The sequence below is a fragment of the Arthrobacter psychrochitiniphilus genome, assembly GCF_003185915.1.
Lineage (GTDB): Bacteria > Actinomycetota > Actinomycetes > Actinomycetales > Micrococcaceae > Specibacter > Specibacter psychrochitiniphilus.
Window position 1 is genome coordinate 83,297 of sequence record NZ_QHLZ01000007.1, and the last position, 22,094, is coordinate 105,390.

Annotated in this window: 21 protein-coding genes and 1 riboswitch; of the genes, 8 read left to right on the forward strand and 13 right to left on the reverse strand. The window is 60.6% G+C overall.

Going from position 1 to position 22,094, the window contains the following annotated elements; all coding sequences use genetic code 11:
- Position 1: 1 nt before the first annotated feature.
- The 7 genes from CVS29_RS12065 to CVS29_RS12095 form a co-directional block, all read right to left on the reverse strand.
- Entirely contained in the window at positions 2-1,252 is a 1,251-nt protein-coding gene (locus tag CVS29_RS12065) for an Nramp family divalent metal transporter (RefSeq protein ID WP_257032526.1), read from the reverse strand.
- Positions 1,253-1,373: 121 nt separating this feature from the next.
- Positions 1,374-2,141, reverse strand: a complete 768-nt coding sequence (locus CVS29_RS12070; protein WP_110106585.1) for a class I SAM-dependent methyltransferase — start codon at positions 2,139-2,141, stop codon at positions 1,374-1,376.
- A gap of 131 nt (positions 2,142-2,272) precedes the next feature.
- Entirely contained in the window at positions 2,273-3,685 is a 1,413-nt protein-coding gene (locus CVS29_RS12075) for an aminotransferase class V-fold PLP-dependent enzyme (protein WP_110106586.1), read from the reverse strand.
- A 44-nt stretch (positions 3,686-3,729) separates the two neighbouring features.
- Positions 3,730-3,843, reverse strand: a riboswitch (SAM riboswitch).
- Positions 3,844-4,004: 161 nt separating this feature from the next.
- A complete protein-coding gene (gene hisN / locus CVS29_RS12080; protein ID WP_110106587.1) occupies positions 4,005-4,820 on the reverse strand; it encodes a histidinol-phosphatase in 816 nt (271 codons plus the stop codon).
- A 138-nt stretch (positions 4,821-4,958) separates the two neighbouring features.
- Positions 4,959-6,077 (reverse strand): ribosome small subunit-dependent GTPase A, encoded by a 1,119-nt coding sequence (gene rsgA, locus CVS29_RS12085; RefSeq protein WP_110106588.1) that lies wholly within the window; start codon positions 6,075-6,077, stop codon positions 4,959-4,961.
- A 3-nt stretch (positions 6,078-6,080) separates the two neighbouring features.
- Complete coding sequence (gene aroA, locus CVS29_RS12090; RefSeq protein ID WP_110106589.1) at positions 6,081-7,430, reverse strand: 3-phosphoshikimate 1-carboxyvinyltransferase; 1,350 nt, start codon at positions 7,428-7,430, stop codon at positions 6,081-6,083.
- A 6-nt stretch (positions 7,431-7,436) separates the two neighbouring features.
- The gene (locus CVS29_RS12095; protein WP_110106724.1) at positions 7,437-7,952 is read right to left on the reverse strand and encodes a DoxX family protein; all 516 of its coding nucleotides are present in this window, start codon (positions 7,950-7,952) and stop codon (positions 7,437-7,439) included.
- 206 nt (positions 7,953-8,158) lie between these two features.
- Between CVS29_RS12095 and CVS29_RS12100 the strand changes: the two genes are divergently transcribed.
- On the forward strand, positions 8,159-8,920 hold the full coding sequence (locus tag CVS29_RS12100) for a sigma-70 family RNA polymerase sigma factor (protein ID WP_110106590.1): 762 nt from the start codon (positions 8,159-8,161) through the stop codon (positions 8,918-8,920).
- A 2-nt stretch (positions 8,921-8,922) separates the two neighbouring features.
- A complete protein-coding gene (rsrA, locus tag CVS29_RS12105) occupies positions 8,923-9,183 on the forward strand; it encodes a mycothiol system anti-sigma-R factor (RefSeq protein WP_110106725.1) in 261 nt (86 codons plus the stop codon).
- A 26-nt stretch (positions 9,184-9,209) separates the two neighbouring features.
- Here rsrA and CVS29_RS12110 read toward each other — a convergent pair whose 3' ends face one another.
- The 6 genes from CVS29_RS12110 to CVS29_RS12130 all read right to left on the reverse strand — a co-directional run bounded on the left by CVS29_RS12110 (position 9,210) and on the right by CVS29_RS12130 (position 15,663).
- Entirely contained in the window at positions 9,210-9,719 is a 510-nt protein-coding gene (locus CVS29_RS12110) for a group III truncated hemoglobin (RefSeq protein ID WP_211315128.1), read from the reverse strand.
- Between the two features lie 6 nt (positions 9,720-9,725).
- Complete coding sequence (locus CVS29_RS12115) at positions 9,726-10,193, reverse strand: hypothetical protein (RefSeq protein WP_110106591.1); 468 nt, start codon at positions 10,191-10,193, stop codon at positions 9,726-9,728.
- Between the two features lie 170 nt (positions 10,194-10,363).
- Positions 10,364-10,438: a 50S ribosomal protein bL37 gene (locus tag CVS29_RS19255; protein WP_373366723.1), complete on the reverse strand. Its 75-nt coding sequence runs from the start codon at positions 10,436-10,438 to the stop codon at positions 10,364-10,366.
- 215 nt (positions 10,439-10,653) lie between these two features.
- The gene (locus CVS29_RS12120) at positions 10,654-10,869 is read right to left on the reverse strand and encodes a hypothetical protein (RefSeq protein WP_146213047.1); all 216 of its coding nucleotides are present in this window, start codon (positions 10,867-10,869) and stop codon (positions 10,654-10,656) included.
- A gap of 280 nt (positions 10,870-11,149) precedes the next feature.
- Positions 11,150-11,767 carry a GDSL-type esterase/lipase family protein gene (locus tag CVS29_RS12125; RefSeq protein WP_110106593.1) on the reverse strand — a complete coding sequence of 206 codons (618 nt, stop codon included), beginning with the start codon at positions 11,765-11,767 and terminating at the stop codon, positions 11,150-11,152.
- A 68-nt stretch (positions 11,768-11,835) separates the two neighbouring features.
- Positions 11,836-15,663: a multifunctional oxoglutarate decarboxylase/oxoglutarate dehydrogenase thiamine pyrophosphate-binding subunit/dihydrolipoyllysine-residue succinyltransferase subunit gene (locus CVS29_RS12130; protein ID WP_110106594.1), complete on the reverse strand. Its 3,828-nt coding sequence runs from the start codon at positions 15,661-15,663 to the stop codon at positions 11,836-11,838.
- A 377-nt stretch (positions 15,664-16,040) separates the two neighbouring features.
- Between CVS29_RS12130 and guaB1 the strand changes: the two genes are divergently transcribed.
- The 6 genes from guaB1 (at position 16,041) to CVS29_RS12160 (ending at position 22,084) form a co-directional block, all read left to right on the forward strand.
- Positions 16,041-17,540 carry a GMP reductase gene (guaB1, locus tag CVS29_RS12135; RefSeq protein WP_110106595.1) on the forward strand — a complete coding sequence of 500 codons (1,500 nt, stop codon included), beginning with the start codon at positions 16,041-16,043 and terminating at the stop codon, positions 17,538-17,540.
- Between the two features lie 71 nt (positions 17,541-17,611).
- Complete coding sequence (locus CVS29_RS12140) at positions 17,612-18,193, forward strand: gluconokinase (protein WP_110106596.1); 582 nt, start codon at positions 17,612-17,614, stop codon at positions 18,191-18,193.
- A gap of 1 nt (position 18,194) precedes the next feature.
- Positions 18,195-18,671, forward strand: coding sequence for a redox-sensitive transcriptional activator SoxR (soxR, locus tag CVS29_RS12145; protein ID WP_110106597.1), 477 nt, complete (start codon positions 18,195-18,197; stop codon positions 18,669-18,671).
- A 126-nt stretch (positions 18,672-18,797) separates the two neighbouring features.
- Positions 18,798-19,358 (forward strand): flavin reductase family protein, encoded by a 561-nt coding sequence (locus tag CVS29_RS12150; RefSeq protein WP_211315129.1) that lies wholly within the window; start codon positions 18,798-18,800, stop codon positions 19,356-19,358.
- A 303-nt stretch (positions 19,359-19,661) separates the two neighbouring features.
- Entirely contained in the window at positions 19,662-21,029 is a 1,368-nt protein-coding gene (locus CVS29_RS12155; protein WP_110106598.1) for a hemolysin family protein, read from the forward strand.
- Positions 21,026-22,084, forward strand: a complete 1,059-nt coding sequence (locus tag CVS29_RS12160; RefSeq protein WP_110106599.1) for a hemolysin family protein — start codon at positions 21,026-21,028, stop codon at positions 22,082-22,084. The genes CVS29_RS12155 and CVS29_RS12160 overlap by 4 nt, the downstream gene beginning before the upstream one ends.
- Positions 22,085-22,094 lie beyond the last annotated feature (10 nt).

Genomic DNA, 22,094 nt, shown 5'->3' on the forward strand with positions numbered 1-22,094 from the left:
GTTAGCCCTGCCCCGTGAAGGTTAGCCACAGCAGCAGCGCGTTGAGAGCCACGATCAACACCACGCTCACCAATGCGGCCAAGCGCAGGAGCAGGCCGTCACGGTGTTCGCCCATCAGTTTTTTGCTGGCCGTCAGGCGTAGGAGGGGAATCAGCGCAAAGGGGATGCCGAAACTGAGCACAATCTGGCTAACAATCAGCGCCCACGTGGGGTCCACACCGACGGAGAGCAAGATGATAGCCGGGATCAGGCTCACCATTCGCCGGGTTTGCAGGGGGATGCGCACCTTGAGCAAGCCGTTCATGATGGTGGAGCCTGCGTAGGCGCCCACCGAGGTTGACGCGAGTCCTGACGCTAGCAAGCCCACGGCAAAGACCACGCCTATCACCGGCCCCAGACTGGCGACAATGGCGGCATGGGCTCCTTCAATACTGTCAGTTCCAGAGATTCCACCCAAGGTGGAGGCCGCTAGCAGTAGCATGCCAATGTTGACGGCGCCGGCAAGAATAAGGGCCAAGACTACATCGATCCGGGTCGCCTTGATGATCTGGCGCAGGCGCTCTGGGGTGCTGCGGGCATCCGTATGGCGGTCCTTGGCCAGCTGTGAATGCAGATAAATGGCGTGCGGCATCACCGTTGCACCCAGCATGCCAGCCGCCAGCATGATGCTATTGGCGCCGTCGAACCGGGGTACCAGCCCGCCGATCACACCTGCCGGATCTGGTGGACTGAGCACCAGGCCTGCCAGAAAACCAATGGTGATAATGACGAGCAGAACAATAATGACGCTCTCAAAATGGCGTTGGCCGCGTCTATTCTGAACTGTCAGCAGAGCCATGGAAGCCAGGCCCACAATGAGCCCGCCTATGGGCAACGGAACCTGAAACAGCAAGTGTAGGGCGATGGCGCCGCCCACCACTTCCGCAAGATCGGTGGCCATGGCCACGAGCTCGGCCTGCACCCAAAAGAGCCGGCGGTTGCGGGTGCTGAAGCGTTCACCCAAGTGCTCCGGCAGGGATTTGCCCGTCACCACCCCCAACTTTGCGGATTGGTACTGGACCAGCATGGCCATGACATTGGCTGTGACCAAAACCCACACGAGCAGGTAGCCGTATTTGGCGCCGGAGGTCAGGTTAGCGGCCACGTTGCCGGGATCAACGTAGGCAATGGCCGCGACAAAGGCCGGGCCCAGCAGCAGCATCATGCCACCGCGAGGCCTGCGCCGTGCTGTCCTCTTGGCAGTGTCGAGCAAGGTCTCGCCTTTCGATGATCCTAAGTAGTTTATTTAGGTATACCGAAATTCTAAAACGTGGCAGGGGTGGTTGTCGAGCCGGGAACGACTTATAGAAACTTTACGGGTGCCCGGGCCGCAGCTAGCGTTTTTGCGCCCGCCATGTTTGGGAGCTGTACGGTAGCTCAATGCTTTCACCGGGCGCGTGTTCCAGATGCTCATACAAGTACCACTGCAGATTGGTGATGACCTTGTCCCTGACCTGGTCTGTTGCCCTGAGGTAATAGCTGCGTGACTTTGCCAGATCGATGATCTCCTCAGCCGTGCGCTGCTGGGACCAACGGGAGGTGTGAGGCTGGGCAGGGAAGAATTCCGGACCAATCTGAGGGCTGAAATCTGCCTTGTGCACATCCCCTGCGTGCATGATCCGGGCCAAGCGGTGAACCCAGGGGAGTCCGACGTCCAGCTGGTTCCAAATCAGGCCCAAGGTTCCCCCCGGACGCAGTACGCGGGCAATCTCGGTACTTGCCGCGAGAGGATCCACCCAGTGCCAAGCCTGGGCCACCACGGCCAAGTCCATGGATTCATCCGGTAGGAGCAACTTTTCGGCGGTACCCACAACGGTGGTGACCTGGGGCAGCTCCGCGCCAAGTTGCGCCAGCATGTCCGCTGAGGGGTCCACCGCCGTCATCGAGAAGTTGTGAAGGGCCAACAGCTGCGTGTATTTGCCCGTGCCTGCACCAATGTCCACCACATCTTGGACGCTCCCGGCAGTTTCCAGCAGCCACGTCAAGGAATCCTCAGGGTAACCCGGGCGCACCAAATGATAATGCCCGCCGCCTTCCAAAAACGCGGCGGCCATGTGTTTGCGCCGCGCCGCATCAAAGACCGGTCCGCCGGTGCCTGCCATGGTGCTCCTGAAAGTTGTGCCGGTCAATGCCGTTCAACTTTACCCCCAGGTGCTCCCCGCCCCGCACTTCCGGACGCTACTGCGTCTGCAAAATATGCCCGAATCTAACCGAGCGCTGGTATGGGGGTGGGTTAGTGGATGCTGCAGGGGGCTGCCCCTGCTGTCCCTGGCGTGTTCGGGGCCCAGCTGGGGTACTCCCGGTTGTCATTGACGGGGACCCAGCGGCCGGAATCCACCACGTAGTCCCAGCCCAAGCCCTCCTGCAACAACGTTTGGATTCCGGCCACCAAGCGCTGAGCGTCCTCCAGCTGTGAGCCCACACCAAAGCTTGCGCGTAGGGAACCCGCGGGCAGGCCTAAGCGGTTAAGCAGCGGGTGTGCGCAAAACTTTCCGTCACGCACGCCCACGCCGTGCTCGGCGGAGAGGTATGCGGCCACCAGCCCGGCGTCGTACCCGGTGACCGAGAAGTTGACCACCCCAATGCTGCCGCAGTCCGGGTACGTGTCCGCGTCGCTAAAGAGCGAGTGGACAGTGACGCCCTCTAGCTCGTTGAGGCCGGCCACCAAGTGGGCGCGCAATTGCTGCTCGTGCTGGTGCCAGTCATCAGCATTCAGCGCAGCCAGCACAGAGGTGGCCTTGGCCAAGGTGGCGGCACCCAAAACGTTGGGAGTGCCGCCCTCGTGGCGGGCCGGTCCGGTGGTCCAGCTGATGGATTCAAGCCGGACGTCCTTCACGGCTCCGCCACCGGCAAGGTGAGGGTGACCGGCGTCGAGCCAGTCAGGGCGGCCCACTAAAACCCCGGCGCCGAAAGGTGCGTAAAGCTTGTGGCCCGAGAACGCCAAGTAGTCAATGCCGGTGGCAGTCAGATCGATCCGGCGGTGCGGCGCCAGTTGGGCGGCATCGAGAACAATCCGGGCGCCATAGCGGTGCGCCAGGGCAGTCAATTCGGCCACGGGCAGCACCTCCCCTGTCACGTTGGAGGCTCCGGTAACGGCCACGAGCAGCACGTTTCCTGCCCGCAGCGCCGTCTCAACACGGTCTAAGGTAGCGGCGATGGAGTCAGCGCCAACAACTGAACGGTGCGGCAGAGCCTGCCAAGGCAGCAGATTCGCATGGTGTTCAATGTCCAGGTAGAGCACCTCGCCGTGAACGTTGGAACGGCCCTCGGTGAAGCCCCTCTGTTGCAAAATCGATTCCACACAACCCGCCAACAAGTTCAGCGAATCTGTGGTGTTACGGGTGAAAATGACCGTGTCATCAGGCCGGGCGCCCACAAAACCGGCAACAATCTTGCGAGCATTTTCATAGACGGAGGTGCTGACCTGCGAGGCGAATCCAGCGCCACGATGCACACTCGCGTAGAACGGCAGCACCTCATTCAGGTGCGCTGCCACGTCCTTGATGGCCGGGGCAGACGCTGCATAGTCCAGGTTGGCGTAACGCACATGCCCGCCGTGAATCAAGGGGGCCGCCAGATCCTGGCCCACCACGGGCAGGAGCGGTGAATCAATGAGTTGTGTTGCATCCAAAACGGCAGAGCTCATGAGAAATTCCTTCGACACCAAAGGACCTTTTGGGGGTGCCAAGAAGTCCGCGCTTGCCAGAACCGAACAGGTTTGGCCAGGTCGTCACCCGGGGCACCCCACCGCGAAAGGAGGGTTGCCGGCCAGCAAACCGGGGTTTAGCGCTGGCACTCGTGACCTATGCCCAAAAGAGTAGCCCAAGATTTCTGCCGGTGCATCTATTACGTTTCATTTCGCACACCCTGGGTGAGGGCCGCGGATGGGGAAACAAAGAACGACGGCGGGAGGCCGCCGTCGTTCTTAACTCACTTGTACTTTATTATTTTATGCGTCCAACGGGTCAGCCCAACAAGTCATCCCAATTGGGGTTCAGACGTTGTAGAACTTCCGTGTGGAGGATGGAATTGGTGGCCAGGGCGTTGCCGCCGAAGGGGCCGTCGGCTCCCTCGAGCGAGGTGAAACGGCCGCCGGCTTCCTGCACAATGGGGACCAGTGCAGCCATATCATAGAGGTTCAATTCCGGCTCGCAGGCAATGTCAACACTGCCCTCAGCCACCATGCAATACGACCAGAAATCGCCATAGGCCCGGGTGCGCCAGACATCGTCGGTCAAGGAAATGAACTCATCACGGTTGCCACGTTCGGCCCAGCCCGTGAGCGAAGAGTATGAGAGTGAAGCATCTTTGAGCTCGGCCACATTAGAGACTCGGATGCGGGTGGCGGCGGCGAGCGACTTGCCCATGTATGCGCCCGTTCCTTGGGCCGCCCACCAACGCTTGCCCAGCGCAGGGGCACTAACAAGGCCGACTACGGGGACGCCGTCGTCAATTAGAGAGATCAGGGTGGCCCAGACCGGCACACCACGGACAAAGTTCTTGGTCCCGTCAATGGGATCGATAACCCAGCGCCGCGAACCGTGGCCACTGCTGCCGAACTCCTCACCCAAGACTGCGTCGCGGGGGCGGACCCGGGAGAGCTGGCTGCGGATGGACTCTTCTGCGGCCTTGTCGGCGTCGGTGACAGGGCTCAGATCCGGCTTGGTCTCGACGGCCAAATCCAAGGCCTTAAAACGGGACATGGTCAGGGAGTCAACACTGTCAGCAAGGACATGGGCCAGGCGGAGATCGTCGTTGTACGTCTGGGGTGCGAAGGTCATGGGTTCACGCTATCGCGGTTTAGGCCCAACACCCGTCAGGACGCCGCTGGGCCTGCGCACCATTTGTCCGCCAACGGTGCGCCACTCTTGAAGTGGAGCACCATTGACGGGTCAACCGTGCGCGGCACCAGGGCCGCGCTAGTCCGTGCTGCCAAGTTCCTTTTCTGCGGCCCGGCCTTCGGTACGGTCGCTGGTGCCCAGCAGGCGCCGCAGCGAGGCAAGCCGTGCCGGCCCCGATGCGCCCGCGTGCCCGGCGGCAACGTAGGTATCCACACAGCAATTGACGGCGGCGCTGTCATGTTTGCAGCCGCGCTCACAATCCTCCGTGCCCGGTTGCAGATCCGGGAAGGCGGCAATAATGCGGTCGGGGTCCACATGGGCCAGACCAAAGGAGCGGATGCCGGGGGTGTCAATGATCCAAGAACCGGGCACTGCATCTTGCAATTTCAGCGCCAACGCCGAGGAAGAGGTGTGACGGCCGCGGCCTGTGACGGCATTGACGCCGCCTGTGGCCCGCTGCGAACCTGTCAAGGCGTTAACCATGGTGGACTTGCCAACGCCTGAGTGCCCCACCAGGACGCTGACCTTCCCATCGAGATATCCGTGCAATTGTTCCACGGCGCCACCGGATAGGAGCGCGGAGTGGCCGTCGTCGCTGCGTGCGTCGATGCCGAAGACGCCGTCCGCGGCAGTGCGGCTGATGATGACCGTCATGTCCAAGTGCTCGTAGTTGGCCAGCAACTCTGAAGGGTCCTTGATGTCTGTTTTGGTGATCAGCAGCAACGGCGCAATTCCGGAGTCATAAGCGGCCACCAGGGCCCGGTCGATGAAGCCAGTGCGCGGTTCCGGATTTGCCGCGGCCACCACAATGACCAGCTGGTCTGCGTTGGCCACCACCACCCGCTCCACAGGATCGGTGTCATCGGCACTGCGGCGCAGCAGCGTGCGGCGTTCCTCGATCCGGACAAGCCGGGACAAGGTGTCAGGCTTGCCGGTGGTATCTCCCACGAGAGAGACAAAGTCCCCGGCCACCACGGGATTGCGCCGAAGTTCCCTGGCACGGGCCGCGATCAGGACACGTTGGCTGGGCAGGTCCTCATCCACAATGGCCGTGTACCGGCCCCGATCCACCGTGATAATCCGGCCAATGACGGCATCTTCATGGGCGGGCCGGTCCTTGGTGCGCGGACGGCTGCCCCTCTTATTGGCTCGGACGCGGACATCGGATTCGTCCCAGTTGCTGTAATCCCGTGCCATACCCTAAACCCCGGCTTCAACCGCCGCAGTGCTACCGGTGCCAGCGGACGGTTCGGCGGTTTGGGCCACCATATCCGCCCACATGGCAGGGAAACCAGGCATAGTTTTGGCCGTAGTGCCAATGTTTTCAACCTCGACGCCGGGCACGGCCAAGCCGATGATGGCGCCAGCCGTGGCCATCCGGTGATCGTGGTAACTGTGGAAGACGCCGGCGCGCAGCGGTGTCGGGGTAATGATCAGGCCGTCCTCGGTTTCCACAGCATCCCCGCCCAAGGCGTTGATCTCGGCAACCAGGGCGGCCAGCCGGTCCGTCTCATGCCCACGCAGGTGTGAGATCCCGCGAAGGCGCGATGGCGTTGACGCCAACGCGCAGATGGCTGCCGTGGATGGGGCCAGCTCTGATGTGTCAGAAATGTCCACACCGCGAATTTGCGCCCCGCCCGTAACTGTCAAGACACCGTTTTCGAGTGTCACCGTGGCACCGAACTGGGGCAGGATTTCACGCCACTTATCACCCACCTGGGTGGTGTTGGCGGGCCAGTTGGGGATACGGACGGTGCCGCGAGTAGCCAGCGCAGCCGCCAGGAAGGGGCCGGCGTTGGAGAGGTCCTGTTCAAGTTCCACGTCAAAACCGGCAATGCTGGCAGGCTTGACGAACCAGTGATTAGGGGTGGAATCATCCACAGAAACGCCCAAGGACCGCAGGATTTCCACAGTCATGGAAATGTGGTCCACGCTGGGGACGGACTCGCCAATGTGCTCAAGGTGCAGACCCTGGGAAAAACGGGAAGCAACCAGCAGAATTGCCGAAATGAACTGTGAGGAACCGCCCGCATCAACTTGCACATGGCCGCCGTGCACAGCGCCGGTGCCGTGAACAGTGAACGGCAAGAAACCATCCTCACCATCGTCAACCCGCACACCGAGCCCCTCCAGTGCCACCACAATCGGAGCCATGGGACGCACCAACGCCGCGGGATCGCCGCTGAACCTCACAGCACCGGAAACCAGTGCGGCCAGCGGAGGGACAAAACGCATGACAGTGCCCGCCAGGCCGCAGTCCACCAGAATCCCGGAATCGGGAGCAGAAAAATCGGCAGGAATGGGGGTGACCACCAGATCCGGGACATCACCGTTACCGGGAACTTCCAAGATGCCGGCACCCAAGGCACGCAGCGCGCCGATCATGAGGTCCGAATCGCGCGATTGCAGCGGTGCGCGCAGACGGGATTCACCCTCGGCGATGGCTGCGAGAACAAGATACCTGTTGGTCAGCGATTTGGAAGCCGGAATTCTTACAGTGGCATCCAGAGGCAGTGCGGAAAAAGGTGCGGGCCAATGGGCGGTGGTCATGGGTTCTTACTGTCCTGTCACATCGTGAGCGAGCGCGCGGACTTGCTTATCCGCATTCTTCAACTGGGTTTTGGCATTCTTTTTGCCGCTCGCAAGCAGTTTCTCGGTGCGCCAAGCAAGACCCGGACGCCCCTCGGTATCCATACTTGCCAGCAGAGCGCCGCCAATCAAGGCAATGTTGCTTGAGAGCTGATTGCGCCGGTGGGCACGGTTTTCCTTGGTGTCTGTGTTCGCATTGCGGTACTCAACCACAGTGGACAGCCCCGCCGTCAGGGCCAGCACGACGGCGGCGGGCCGGGAAAATTTGCCAGCGGCCAGCAGGACGCCGGCACCCACCTGGGCTGCGGCAAGTGCCCGGGCGAGAGTTTTCTCACTGACGTCAAGGGGCAGGGCCGCACTGAGCGGGCCCAAAACAGGTGAGAGTTGCTTGGCTGTCGTCTCTGCGTGGCGCAACCGGTCTAAGCCGGAAAAGATAAACGACGACGCGAGCATAGGGCGGGCGATTGCTCGGATAATGGACAAGGAGGCCTCCTTAGTGGTGCTGTCAGCCTTCCGTGGGCGGCCTGTGCCAGCCCGCGGAAGGCTCATGCTGTGTACAAGTCTCCCACGAGTGTTAGTGCTCATGCGCTCATTGCGGAATATCCCGCGCCGTTACCCAGTTTGAATGATTAGAGATGGTTCCAGAGAGCGCCGGGTAGGCGGAAGAAACGTGTGAAGGAAAGGCGGCTATGCAGACTCTTAGCCCTGTGGCGCGTGCGGCAACGGACGGGGAGCTGCGTCTGAGCATAGACTCATCAGTGATGAACACTTCCGAGCCTGAGCAAACCACCAGTACCGAAACTGTGAGCACGCCCACTGTGGCTATCACGGACGTTGCTGGTGTTGATGTTGCCAATGAGTCCATTGAAGCAAGGCGCGCCCGTTTTGAACGCGATGCCATGGTGTACGTTGACCAGCTATATTCGGCGGCCATGCGCATGGCGCGAAATCCTGCAGACGCCGAGGATTTGGTGCAGGAGGCCTACACCAAGGCGTTTTCAGCGTTCCACCAATATAAGCCGGGCACAAACCTGAAGGCTTGGCTGTACCGGATCCTGACCAACACCTATATCAACTTGTACCGCAAGCGTCAGCGTGAGCCGCTGCAATCCAATGCTGATTCCGTGGAGGATTGGCAGCTGGCACGGGCGGAATCGCATACGTCCGCGGGTTTGCGTTCCGCCGAAGCAGACGCCCTGGACCACCTGCCAGATTCGGACGTGAAGAACGCACTGCAAGCCATTCCGGAGGAATTCCGGTTGGCCGTGTACTTTGCCGATGTGGAGGGATTTGCCTACAAGGAAATCTCAGAGATCATGAACACCCCCATTGGCACCGTGATGTCACGGCTACACAGGGGAAGAAAACTATTGCGAGATATGTTGGCTGACTACGCCGTGGAACGCGGTTACCTCAAGGACGCCAAGCAACTAACTGAGACGGAGAAATGACCATGGGCGACTGCCAAAGCCTGGGCGATTGCGACGACGAACGCATCGCAAGGATCTACGAATACCTTGACGGCGCGCTGTCCTGCGAGGACCTCACCGAGATCAAAAATCACCTTGACGCCTGCACCGACTGTTCGCAGGAGTACGATCTGGAGTGCGTCATCCGTTCCGTGGTGAAGCGCTCCTGCAAGGAAGCCGCTCCGGAAACCCTCAAGGCAGCCATCCTGGCCCGCCTCCATGCAGGTAAGCCCGCCGCCGTTTAGCGGGCAGCCGTTTAGCTGACAGCCGTCTAGTCAGCAGGCGTCGGAGGACGCAGGGAGATGGTGCTGTACTGACTGGCCGGCCGGCCCGTCACGCGCCGGTGCAGCGAACCTGCGATCAGATGTGCCTGCACCTTCGCCATTTCGGCTTTCTTGCCAGCAAAGAGCTCGTCCACAGTGGCGGTCCATAACTGCAGCCAACGGTTGAAATGCTCCAGGCTCAGCGGTTCTTTAGCGTGGATATGGAAGTGGATCTCCAAGGCATTCCTGTTGTACAACCCGGCCTTGAACAACACTGTCTGCCAAAAGTCAGCCATGATGGGCAGGTGCCGCGGCAGGTCCATGTGCACCACATCGGTGAAGATGTACCCGATCGAAGCATCCGCGAACGCCTTGGTATAAAAGCTCTCCACCAGCATCAAGATGTCCTCCCGCGTGGTGATATCGGGGAGCTCCGCCGCGCATTTTTCCGTGCTGGAGGGGTTGTAGGCTGCCACGTTCGACGCCGTTCTGCCGGAGTTGCGTGCCGTGCGTTTCATGGGTGCCTAAGCCGCCACGGCAAGAAGCAGCAGAACGCCGGCTAGAGGAAGGGCAATGGCCTTGAGAAGTTCCGAGGCAATGTAGGTGATGTGCGTGATGGTGGCGACTTTGGCCTTCACCGCGGTACCGCCCGAGTGGGTCAGGGCCGTGTCCGAGAGTGCCTTGGTCCGCGCGGACATTGCAGGGCGCAGAACCAGGGCCTGTAGGGCCAAGGCAATAAGGGGCAGTGCCAATATAATGCCGATCGGCAAAGTTACCAGGTCCTGTCTTTGCGTCCATGCGCCCACCATGGCTACTGCCAAGAGCGCCTCCACCAAGTTCAGCACCTTGAAGACGAGCCTGCCAATGCCAACTCCCAAAGCGTGAGTCATACCCGGGGCCTTGAACTTCAGCGGCGTTTCTATGAATGAGATGGCGAAGATCATGCCAAACCAAACAAACGGAACTATGACCAGGACAACCAGCGCGAGCATTTCCCAACTTCCTTCGAGGGCGGCAAGACGCCGTTATTTCCAGCCTATCTTTAGAACAGTATTTTCCGTGATTAATAGGCTGGTGCGTAGCTCACACAGGGTTGGGGCGCGGCATGAAAAAGCCCGTCCTGCCGGTTGGCGGGACGGGCTTTTACTTATTACGTCAAGACTTACGTGTTGGGACGCTTACCGTGGTTTGCGCCGCCACTCTTACGATCCCGACGCTTACGTGAACGCTTCGACATAGCTGCCTCCAATCATCTGAAAAAAGATCTTCAAAACCGATCCGAATCAAGTTTCTCATAGGTGACACATCCGCGCCTAACCGGCGGTTCAGGCGTGGCTGCTCAGTGACGACGGCGGGTAAAAGGGCGAGGTGCCTGCTCCCAGCATCATGGCTGCTGCGTCGCCAGCGAGCCACCAGGAAACAGTGCTCACACCGGTGTGGGCCAGGTCCTGTTCAACCCCACCGGCAGGTGCTGTGCCAGTATGGGTGACTGGCCGTGGGTGTAGTTGCGGCGGGCGAGCCCGCATAAATGCTTGCAAAAGCGCCGTTGACCGTCACACCCCAGAATGCTGCCACAATGCGCTGGGGAACTTCCGTGGTAGCGGCAACGGCCGGGTATTTAGGACCGGCAACCGCCTCGCTGCCCAACTCATAGGAATTTACGCTCACTGGCCCGGAGAGACGGTCCTTGAGGCTCTTTGCAAAAAGTGCCGCTTGTTTGCTCGGAGCGCCCACAGTTTGGCCCGAGCCGCGGGCAAAGATCTATTCAACATGGGCGCAGGGCTCACCTAGTGCGCCACCAGCGGCTTGAGCGGCGGGAATAGTTAGTGCCCCTGGAGGGCAACTTCGTCCCAGATGACAGGCACGCACTGAAGGAAAACCCTCAGTGCGTGCCTGTACTTTTTAGTGTGCTTCGAGGCCGCCAAGCTCCGGATGATTCGGTACGCGCCTAGTTGGCTTCGGGAAGATCAAGCCACTGGTACCAGCCGCGGTGCAACACCAGCCAAGCCATAAGACCGTACCCGGCCTGGCCGGGCGCCCCTGCGTTGGCGGCTACGTCGTTGCGCCACTGCTCATGATTTTGCAACGGCGTGAAAGTATCAACGTAGTGGTGCTTGCGGCGGGTGGTGACATCAGCAAAGGCCGTATTCAACTCCGCCAGCTTGCGGTTCAGGGCAGGATCCAGCGACGGCGGTGGCCCCACCACGAACACGGGGATGTTCAGCTGGGTGGCGCCGTCGAGGATGTTCGCCAGGTTCAGCCGGCTGCGGGCAGTGGATAGCCCATATTCAATGTCACGGCCGGAAAGCCCAATGACCAGACGGTTCTCATGGAAGTCATCAAAGCGGCGCCCGGCCTCGTTGAGCCAACGCCCCGCTAAAGCCTCGGTGCCTTCCCGCGGGCAGGCCAAAACAAAAGGCTCTATTGAAACATCGTCGGAGGGGGTCCTTGCCAGAACCCGGCCCAACCAGCCCAGCGCGCGGGGATCGCCCACACCTGCCACCAATTCATCCCCGACAGCTACAATTCGCAGGTCCCGCTTCTCCACGGCTCCCCTTTCCTTCATGTAAAAAATCCGAAAGTCTAAACAAAAGATGCCCGGCCTGATAGTGCAGACCGGGCATCTTGGATGGGCTAACTACGCTCGAAAGCCTGCTTGATGAGCAATGTTTGCTCCACCGCGTGGGTCTTGGCGGACCCCGTAGCTGTGGCTGCAGAGGCAGGGCGGGAAACCCGGTTCAGTTTCTTCGCCAACTCCGGTGCCAAGTTCAGGCCCATGAACGGCCAAGGACCCTGGTTGGCAGGCTCGTCCTGTGCCCAGACCAGATCGGCATTGGGGTACTTGGCCAGTTCGGCCTTGATCTCCTCCAGCGGGAGCGGGTAAAGCTGCTCAACACGGATGATGGCAACCTTAGTGTCGGCGGCCTTCTCACGTGCTGCAATCAGATCGTAGTACAAGCGGCCCGAGACCATAATGACGCGATCCACGGCGTTGTTGTCCACCGCTGCATGCTCACCAATCACGGGACGGAAACCGCCCGTGGTGAAGTCCTCAACGGGGGAAGCGGCAGCCTTCAGGCGCAACAGCTGCTTCGGGGTGAAGATGATCAGCGGCTTGCGCGGGCGCAGGTACGCCTGGCGACGCAGCAAGTGGAAGTGCGAGGCCGGCGTGGTGGGGTTGGCCACGATCATGTTCTCTTCAGCACACATCTGCATGAAGCGCTCAATGCGAGCTGAAGAGTGGTCCGGTCCCTGACCTTCATAGCCGTGCGGGAGCATCAGTACCAGTGAGGAACGCTGGCCCCACTTCTGCTCAGCAGAGGAGATGAATTCATCAATGACCGTCTGGGCGCCGTTGACGAAGTCACCAAACTGGGCTTCCCAGACAACCAAGGCATCCGGGCGCTCCACAGAGTAGCCGTATTCAAAGGCCATGGCAGCGTATTCACTCAGGAGTGAGTCATAGATCCACAGTTGTGCCTGATCCTCGCTGAGGTCACGCAACGGGGTCCAGACCTTGCCATTGGCGCGGTCGTGGAACACTGCGTGGCGCTGTACGAAGGTGCCTCGGCGTGAGTCCTGACCAGCCATGCGGACAGGGACGCCTTCCATGAGCAGTGAGCCAAAGGCGCTGAGTTCACCAAAGCCCCAGTCAATGCCGCCTTCACGGGACATTGCCTCACGCTTAGCCAGGAGCGGCTTGAGCTTCTGGTGAATCTCAAAACCTTCCGGGATCTGTGTGTGGATGGAGCCGATCCGGGCCAGCATGTCTGCGCTGATGGCCGTGATCTGAGGATCGTTGACACCGGAGTCAGCCTGCTGGGCAGTGGGGCGCTCCAGATCCGAAATGGCCTGCGAATCCTTGGTGATGATGGGGATCGGGGATGTCTGAGCAGCATGCGTTTCAGCGAAGACGCGCTCGAGGCGTTCCTGGTAGTCGCGCAGCAGCTGCGTGGCTTCCTCTTCGGTGATGTCGCCACGGCCAATCAGCGCTTCCGTGTACAAGCGGCGCACTGAACGTTTGGCTTCGATCAGGTTGTACATGAGCGGCTGCGTCATCGAGGGGTCATCGCCCTCATTGTGCCCGCGGCGGCGGTAGCAAACCAGGTCAATCACAACGTCCTTGCGGAAACGCTGCTGGAACTGGTAGGCCAGCTGTGCGGCACGGACCACGGCTTCGGGATCGTCTCCATTGACATGGAAGACAGGTGCCTGGATCATCTTGGCCACATCGGTGGAGTACACCGAGGAGCGCGATGAAGACGGGGCCGTGGTGAAGCCAACCTGGTTGTTGACAACAATATGGATGGTACCGCCGGTGCGGTAGCCGCGCAGCTGGGACAGGTTCAGGGTTTCAGCAACAACACCCTGACCCGCGAAGGCGGCGTCGCCGTGCACCATGATGGGTAGCACGGGGAAGTTCTCGCCCTGGTCCAGACGGTCCTGCTTGGCGCGGACAATTCCTTCCAGGACGCCGTCAACAGCTTCCAGGTGGGAGGGGTTTGCAGCCAGGTAAACCTTGGTTTCGTTGCCGGCGTCGGAAGTGAAGGTTCCTTCCGTGCCCAAGTGGTACTTGACGTCACCGGAGCCCTGGACGCTGCGCGAATCCTGGGTGCCCTCAAATTCGCGGAAGACCTGGGCATAGGTCTTGCCGGCAATGTTGGTGAGCACGTTCAGGCGGCCCCGGTGGGCCATGCCAATGGCAACTTCATCCATCCCGTCATCAGCGGCATCGGAAATGATGGAGTCAAGCAGCGGAATCAGGGATTCGCCACCCTCCAGGGAGAAGCGCTTCTGGCCAACGAACTTTGTCTGCAGGAACGTCTCAAACGCTTCGGCGGAGTTCAGCTTGGAGACAATGCGTAGCTGCTCTTCGCGGCTCGGCTTGGAGTACGGGTGCTCCAGCTCGTTCTGGAACCATTCGCGCTGTTCAGGTTCCTGGATGTGCATGTATTCCACGCCAGTGGTGCGGCAGTAAGCGTCACGGAGGACGCCCAAGATGTCACGCAGCAGTAGTTTGGACTTGCCGCCAAAACCGCCAGTGGGCCATTCGCGGTCCAGATCCCAGAGGGTGAGGCCGTAGGTCAGCACATCAAGGTCCGGGTGCGTGCGCTGGACGTATTCCAGGGGGTCGGTGTCGGCCATGAGGTGGCCGCGAACACGGTATGAGTGGATGAGCTGCTGGATGCGGGCGACCTTGTTGATCTGGTCGGCCGGATCCACCTGCAGGTCCACACTCCAGCGCACAGGCTCGTACGGGATGCGCAGGGATTCGAAGATTTCATCATAGAAGTTCTCGGCACCGAGCAGCAGCTGGTGCACCTTCTTCAAGAATTCGCCCGAACCGGCACCCTGGATGACGCGGTGGTCATAGGTGCTGGTCAGCGTCAAAATTTTCGATACGGCGTTGCGAGCGATGATCTTGGGGCTGGCACCCTGGTACTCGGCCGGGTAATCGAGAGCGCCGACGCCGATGATGGCCGCCTGGCCCTTGGACAGGCGCGGCACCGAGTGCACGGTGCCGATCCCACCGGGGTTGGTGAGTGAAACGGTGGTTCCGGAGTGGTCATCAGCTGTCAGCTTGCCAGCACGGGCACGCTTGATGAGGTCCTCATAGGTACGCCAGAACTCGGCGAAGTTAAGCGTCTCAGCCTTCTTGATGTTCGGCACCATGAGAAGGCGGGTGCCATCCGGCTTGGGCATGTCAATGGCAATACCGAAGTTCACGTGCGGAGGCTGCACTGCTACGGGCTTGCCATCGATTTCGTCGTAGTAGACGTTCATCGAGGGGAATTGGCCCAGCGCCTTGATGACGGCGTAGCCGATCAAGTGGGTGAAGGAAACCTTGCCGCCGCGGGCGCGGGCCAGGTTGGAATTGATGACAACACGGTTATCGATCAGCAACTTCGCCGGGATGGCGCGCACGCTGGTAGCCGTGGGAACTTCAAGGCTCATGACCATGTTGGCTGCAATGGCCTTGGCCGGTCCACGCAACACAGTCTTGACTGCTTCAGACGGGACGGACACGTCCTTGGCGGACTTGGGCAGCTGGGCCGGGATGGGGGTGGTTCCCGTGCGTGCTGCATCCTTGGCCGGAGCCGGCGGACGCGGGGCAGCCGGCGCCTTGGGGGCCACGGCGGGAGCTGCCGGAACAACGGCGGCGGGGGCCGGCGTCGTGCTTGCAGCCGCGGTGTTTGCCGCAGAGGCAGCAGGCGCAGGGGCGGCAGGTTCAGCAGCAACAGGGGCAGCTACAACTGGAATCTGGGCGGTGATGGGGGCGGAATTGCTGGCAGTATGGCGGCCATTGCCGGCCGCATCATCAGCAGCGAAACCCTCAAAGAGTGGCCACCACTTGGTGTCTACTGAGTTCTTGTTGCCCTTGTAGCGCTCATACAGTTCATCGACGAGCCACTCGTTGCCGCCAAATTCTTCTGGTAGACGGTGGATGGATTGCTCTGGCACGTGTATTACGCCTCTTCCATGAGTTCTTGTTGCCCGCTGTGCAGTCATACGCGTGGCGACAGCACCCGAATCTGGCGGATGTTGACGGCGCAAACGTGCGAAGCCTATTCGTAAATGGTCAGGATCCGAGAAATCCCTTCCTCGAGCAAGTCTAGTAAGATTCACGGCCTGTAGGCCAATCTATGCCGCGGCGCGCCCGGGTGCTTCGTAAAAACATGCACGTTCTGGCGGTGAGGCGCCTCACATGGTGGCTAGACTCGGAGGCGGATGCTGCCAAGCTCAGAGGCGGCTGCCGGGCGCTGTGCGTACGCTGCCTAGCAGCTCTTCGGCTATCCGCCCGGGCATATACCACCGGCACGCGTGAAACAGGGAGAAAGATGCGTTTTCTGACCCAACCCACCACGGACCTGACCTATTCAGATGTTTTCTTGGTTCCCTCGCGCTCCACAGTCTCATCACGGCTGGATGTGGACTTGTCCAGCGGCGATGGCACCGGCACCACCATTCCACTGATCGTGGCCAATATGACGGCAGTCTCCGGGAAACGGATGGCTGAAACCGTGGCCCGGCGCGGCGGCATGGCAATCCTGCCCCAGGACATTCCGTTGGATGTTCTGCGTTCCGTCACCAGCTGGGTGAAACAGCGTGATTCGCTTTTTGAAACACCTCTGCTGATGAGATCAAGTGACATTGTGATTGACGCCCTGCACCTCATGGGCAAGCGCTCCCACAACGCCGTGGTGGTGGTTGACGGTCATGACTTTATGGGTGTGGTGCGCGGTGCCGATTGTGAGGGGGCAGATAGATTCGCCTCCCTAGCCTCAGTTATGCGCTCAAATGTTTTGACGCTGGAGTCCGCACCCTTTGACGAGATTCGCACGCAGGCCGACGCCGGTGAACTGGATTTTGCTGCCGCGAAGGCGCAGACGGATGCGGCCCTACGGTCAGCCTTCGCAGTCCTTGATTCGGCGGGGGCCGACTACGCCCCTGTCCTGCGGGCTGGGGAGGTTGTAGGAGTTTTGACCCGTTTAGGGGCGCTGCGTTCCACCATTTACCGGCCGGCTCAAGATGATTCGGGCCACTTGCGGTTGGGTGTGGCCGTGGGGATCAACGGTGATGTTGCCGGGAAGGCCGCGGCTCTTTTGGACCATGGTGTGGACGCCCTGGTGGTGGACACGGCACATGGTCACCAGGAAAAGATGCTGGCCGCACTGCGCGGTGTGCGCCTGCTGGGCCCATCCGTTCCGGTGGTGGCGGGCAACGTGGTCAGCGCTGCGGGTGTGCACGATTTGGTGGAGGCCGGCGCGGACATCATCAAGGTAGGGGTTGGTCCGGGTGCCATGTGCACCACACGCATGATGACGGCTGTGGGCCGGCCCCAGTTCTCTGCCGTTTTGGAATGTTCCGCGGCAGCCGCAGAGCTGGGTGCCCACGTGTGGGCCGACGGCGGTGTGAGGTACCCGCGTGATGTTGCCTTGGCTTTGGCTGCCGGTGCCAGCCAGGTCATGATTGGCTCTTGGTTCGCCGGCACGTATGAGAGCCCGGGGGATCTCCACCTGGACGCCACTGGGCGCCAGTTCAAGGAAAGTTTTGGCATGGCCTCGGCCCGGGCCGTTGCGAACCGTTCCTCGGGGGACGCCGCCTTTGAACGCGCCCGCAAGGGATTGTTCGAGGAAGGAATCTCTACTTCCAAGATGTATCTGGATCCGGCTCGGCCGGGAGTGGAAGATCTCTTGGACATGATCACGGCAGGGCTGCGCAGCTCATTTAGTTATACGGGTGCGTCCTCCCTAGCCGAATTCCGGCAGCGGGCCATTGTTGGGGTGCAGTCCGCGGCTGGTTATGAGGAGGGCCGGCCACTACAGCAAAGCTGGTAGGGGAGCAGCTCACCTGGGCTCCGGTGGGCTCATCCGGGGTTTCTGGCCCAAGGTTTGGTATACAAGAAGCTATGACTACCCCTGAAGATGCTTCACCTTCACCCACCAGCAGAGTGCCTGCTATCTCAGTGCCTGCTACCCGAAAGTCTGCCACCCGGATTGTGGTCATGGGTGTTTCCGGGGCCGGTAAGTCCACCATCGGCACGCTCGTTGCGGACGCCCTGAATGTCCCCTTCGTGGACGCCGATTCGCTGCATCCGCTGGGAAATGTCCGCAAGATGGCCGGCGGCACCCCGCTTGATGACGATGACCGCTGGCCCTGGTTGTACCTGGTGGGCCACGAATTGGCGGCCACCACGGCCAGCGGAATTGTGGTGGCCTGCTCGGCGCTGAAGCGGCGCTACAGAGACGCCATCCGGGAACAGGCGCCCGACACCATTTTCTTGCACCTCGATGGCACGCTTGAGGTGCTTAGTGCAAGGCTTGAGGGCCGCTCCGGGCACTTCATGCCGCCGAAGTTGCTCGCCTCCCAGCTGGAAGCCCTGGAACCGCTGGAAGCCGACGAGTCCGCCGTCGTGGTTGATGTGGGTGGGAGCATGAGCGAAATTCTGGACCGCGCCGTGAGCGGCATTCGCCAAGTGCACGGGCAATAACATGTCCGACGCCGGAGCAAGCCTCCGCGCGCAGGAACAGTTGAGCGTGGGCCAAGTTGCCCAACGTGGTGACGTCAGCGTTTCAGCACTGCACTTTTATGAGCGGCAGGGGCTTATTTTCAGTTCCCGAACCTCCGGGAACCAGCGCCGCTACCCCCGCTCAGTGCTGCGCCGTGTGGCTGTCATCCGGGCAGCCCAGCGTGCAGGCATTCCGCTGTCCCTGGTGCGCGGGGTCTTTGCCGAACTCCCTGATCACGGCGTCCCCACCCAGCAGGATTGGCAGCGCCTGTCCGAGCACTGGCAGAGTGAATTGGACGCCCGCATCGCCGCTCTGCAAAAACTGCGGGGCAGTTTGGGTGGCTGCATTGGCTGCGGTTGCCTTTCGCTGGCAGAATGCGGCTTCGTCAACCCTGATGATCAGGTAGCCGATTTGGGGCCAGGGGCGCGGGTGTTCGACGGCATCGATCGGGATGAATAATACAACGGTGTCCAGCGGTGTGAGGGGCCTCATGGCGCTCCGGCTTGACCTCAACTAAGGTTGAGGTTCTAGAGTCACTTGAGGATCTTGGCCCAGAGGGCAAGACGCGGTGAGAGGAATTTTGTTATGACTGTGCAGGCCCATCACGTTCAGCTCGGTGCACCGTTAACGCAAGAAACCATGACGGCGGGCTTCAAGGCAGCCTTCGGCGGGCACCCTGCCGGCGTTTCCATCATCACAGCCGATTCTGTGACGGGGCCAGTGGGCATTACGGCGTCGTCGGTGGCTTCAGTTTCCGCAGACCCGCCGCTTTTGGCCTTCTCATTGGCTGCCTCGAGCGGTTCGGCGGCGGCGATCGCCGTGGCCGACTCTGTTGTGGTGCATCTGCTCACTGCCGGGGATCTAGAGTTGGCCAAGACCTTCGCAAACTCCGGAGCTGAGCGATTCGCTGGAACAATGGCCTGGACCCGGCTGGAGACAGGTGAGCCGCTGCTGTTGCACGGTGGCTACGCGCTGCGCTGCAAGATCATCAGCCGTACCCCGGCCGGCGGCTCCTTACTGCTGGCGGCGCACGTTCAAGAGATCATCACCTCCGAAGATGGTGCGGCGCATGGAGACCATGTGCCCATGGTTTACCACGGCCGTAACTTCCATGCTTTGGGCGAACACACAATCTTGCCCCACTAGAGATTCACGGCAAACTCACGGCTTTTGTTCACCTGTTCGACACCGAAGTCTCAGCAGTCCCGGTGTGCACTGGGGTAGACTGAACGTCCAATGGAAAGTAAATCTAGGGGCCGGCGCAACGGCTTACAGGGCACTGAAGGTGCCACTTGTATTCACGTTGCTCATGCCGGCAAAACCCGTACACATGACCACAGTTCCCTCACCCCCGCAGTGGCCGGCCCCAGCGCCGACCACCCTCCGCCGGCGGTCAACCCCCCTCAACGGACAGCATGGCTGTCCGTCACATCTAGGGGGGTGCTGTAAATGGAATGGTTACTACTTGCAGCAGGCCTGCTGTTAATCCTTAGCACAGGATTCTTTGTTGCCGTTGAATTTTCCCTCGTTGCGCTGGACCAATCCACCGTGCAACGGGCCGTGAACAATGGGGACAAGGCAGCAGTTCCACTGCTGCGCTGTTTGAAGTCTCTATCTACGCAACTTTCCAGCTGCCAGCTGGGTATCACCTTGACTACTTTGTTGACGGGATTCCTGATGGAACCGTCACTGGGAGCCTTGCTCCAGGGACCGCTAGGCGTGCTGGGCATCCCCGAACTGGCTGTTTCTGGCATAGCGTTGGCCCTGGCCATGCTGATCGCCACGCTCCTGTCAATGCTGATTGGCGAACTGGTTCCCAAGAACATGGCCATTGCCAAGTCGCTTGAAATCGGCAAGCTGGTGGCCCGGCCGCAACTGGTGTTTACCGCCGTTTTCAAGCCCGCCATCATTGTCCTGAACGGCTTCTCCAACAAGGTGCTGAACGTGTTCGGCATGGAAGCCAAGGAAGAGATTTCCGGCGCCCGATCGCCGTCGGAGTTGGCCTCACTGGTGCGCCGTTCCGCAGCCATGGGCACCTTGAACAAGGGAACGGCAACGTTTGTGGCCCGCACCCTGAGCTTTTCCGAGCGCACCGCCGCAGACGTCATGACACCGCGCATGCAAGTTCAGACGATTGAAAGTACCCAGTCCGTGGCGGAGATCATTGACGCCGCCCGGCGCACAGGCTTCTCCCGATTCCCTGTCATCTCTGAATCGCCAGATAACATTGTGGGCGTGGTACACCTGAAAAAGGCTGTTGCCGTGCCCTCCCACAAACGTGAATCGCTCCAAGTTGGCGCCATCATGACTGATGTTCTGCGGGTGCCGGAAACTGTTCACCTGGACGCCTTGATTCTTGAACTCCGCGAGGGAAACCTGCAAATGGCCGTGGTACAAGATGAATATGGTGGCACTGCCGGCGTGACCACACTAGAAGATCTGGTGGAGGAAATTGTTGGGGAAGTTTCCGACGAGCATGACCGCATCAAGCCGGGCATTTTGCTCGGTGCTGACGGGACCTGGCTTTTTCCTGGACTCATGCGCCCCGACGAGGTCACTGAGCGCATTGGCCCGCTCAATGTTCCAGACGAGTCAGGCTACGAAACTGTGGGCGGCTTCATGATGGCAGAGCTGGGCCGCATCGCCGTCCCCGGTGACAGCGTCACTGTGGAGGGAGGGACTCTGGTGGTTGATCGGATAGAACAACGCCGTATTGACCGGATCCGGTTCCTTCCGGCACCAAGTCCCGACGGCGCCAAAGGTGGCCCCGGTGCCACCGAAGGTGCAGCCTCAAAGGAACGCGGTGAGCGAGCATGAGCCCCATTGCCGGAATTGCCTGGTTGGTGGTGCTGCTCCTGGGTAACGCCTTTTTTGTTGCCGCCGAGTTTGCCGTCATGACTGCGCGCCGCAGCCAGATTGAACCTCTGGCGGACGCAGGTTCCAAGCGTGCCAAGATCACCTTGGGCGCCATGGAAAACGTCTCGCTGATGCTGGCATGTTCGCAGCTTGGCATCACGGTGTGTTCGCTGCTGATCTTGAACGTCTCCGAACCTGCCATCCATCACCTGCTGGCCGCACCACTGCATGCCCTGGGTATCCAGGACAATGTGGCATCACCGGTGGCCTTCATCGTTACCTTGGCGCTTGTGACCTTCCTGCACGTGACGTTCGGTGAAATGGTGCCGAAGAACATGAGCGTTTCCGCAGCGGATAAGGCGGCCTTGCTGCTGGCACCGCCGCTGGTACTTGTCACTAAAGTGGTGCGGCCCCTGATTGTGGCGCTGAACTGGACTGCCAACCATATTGTGCGGTTGTTCGGGATCACACCCCAGGATGAGGTGTCCTCTACCTTCACGCTGGAAGAAGTGCAATCGATCGTGGAGGAATCCACCCGCAGTGGGCTGGTGGTTGACCAGACGGGTCTGATCACCGGTGCCCTGGAATTCTCGTCCCAGACGGCCCAGAGCATCATGGTGCCCTTGGCGGATCTGGTCACGTTGCCAGCAAATGTCACCCCCGCGGACTTTGAACGTGCCGTGGGTAAAACAGGCTTCTCACGCTTCGTTTTTGCTGATGAGGCGGGCGTGCTGATCGGCTATTTGCACCTGAAGGACGTGCTGCGGATTCCCTTGGAGCGCTACCAGATGCCCATCGGTGAAGCACGTGTGCGTTCCATGGTGAATCTGGCGGCCACCGAGGAAATTGAGGATGTTATGGCTACCATGCAGCGCACCGGCTCACACATGGCCAGGGTTATCGATGCCCATGAACAGACCATGGGCGTGCTGTTTTTGGAGGATGTTATTGAGCAGTTGGTAGGCGAGATCCGCGACGCTACTCAGACGCACATCCACGAGCGACGAAAAGCTTGATGCGAACGGT

Coding starts and splice junctions, on each gene's coding strand:
- CVS29_RS12125 (WP_110106593.1), bottom strand. CDS start 11,767: ATGAAGGAAAGGGGAGCCGTGGAGAAGCGGGACCTGCGAATTGTAGCT.
- CVS29_RS12150 (WP_211315129.1), top strand. CDS start 18,798: ATGACTGTGCAGGCCCATCACGTTCAGCTCGGTGCACCGTTAACGCAA.
- rsgA (WP_110106588.1), bottom strand. CDS start 6,077: ATGGCACGGGATTACAGCAACTGGGACGAATCCGATGTCCGCGTCCGA.
- CVS29_RS12160 (WP_110106599.1), top strand. CDS start 21,026: ATGAGCCCCATTGCCGGAATTGCCTGGTTGGTGGTGCTGCTCCTGGGT.
- CVS29_RS12155 (WP_110106598.1), top strand. CDS start 19,662: ATGGAATGGTTACTACTTGCAGCAGGCCTGCTGTTAATCCTTAGCACA.
- soxR (WP_110106597.1), top strand. CDS start 18,195: ATGTCCGACGCCGGAGCAAGCCTCCGCGCGCAGGAACAGTTGAGCGTG.
- CVS29_RS12115 (WP_110106591.1), bottom strand. CDS start 10,193: ATGCTCGCGCTGGTTGTCCTGGTCATAGTTCCGTTTGTTTGGTTTGGC.
- CVS29_RS12100 (WP_110106590.1), top strand. CDS start 8,159: ATGCAGACTCTTAGCCCTGTGGCGCGTGCGGCAACGGACGGGGAGCTG.
- CVS29_RS12070 (WP_110106585.1), bottom strand. CDS start 2,141: ATGGCAGGCACCGGCGGACCGGTCTTTGATGCGGCGCGGCGCAAACAC.
- aroA (WP_110106589.1), bottom strand. CDS start 7,430: ATGACCACCGCCCATTGGCCCGCACCTTTTTCCGCACTGCCTCTGGAT.
- CVS29_RS12110 (WP_211315128.1), bottom strand. CDS start 9,719: ATGAAACGCACGGCACGCAACTCCGGCAGAACGGCGTCGAACGTGGCA.
- CVS29_RS12075 (WP_110106586.1), bottom strand. CDS start 3,685: ATGAGCTCTGCCGTTTTGGATGCAACACAACTCATTGATTCACCGCTC.
- CVS29_RS12140 (WP_110106596.1), top strand. CDS start 17,612: ATGACTACCCCTGAAGATGCTTCACCTTCACCCACCAGCAGAGTGCCT.
- rsrA (WP_110106725.1), top strand. CDS start 8,923: ATGGGCGACTGCCAAAGCCTGGGCGATTGCGACGACGAACGCATCGCA.
- guaB1 (WP_110106595.1), top strand. CDS start 16,041: ATGCGTTTTCTGACCCAACCCACCACGGACCTGACCTATTCAGATGTT.
- hisN (WP_110106587.1), bottom strand. CDS start 4,820: ATGACCTTCGCACCCCAGACGTACAACGACGATCTCCGCCTGGCCCAT.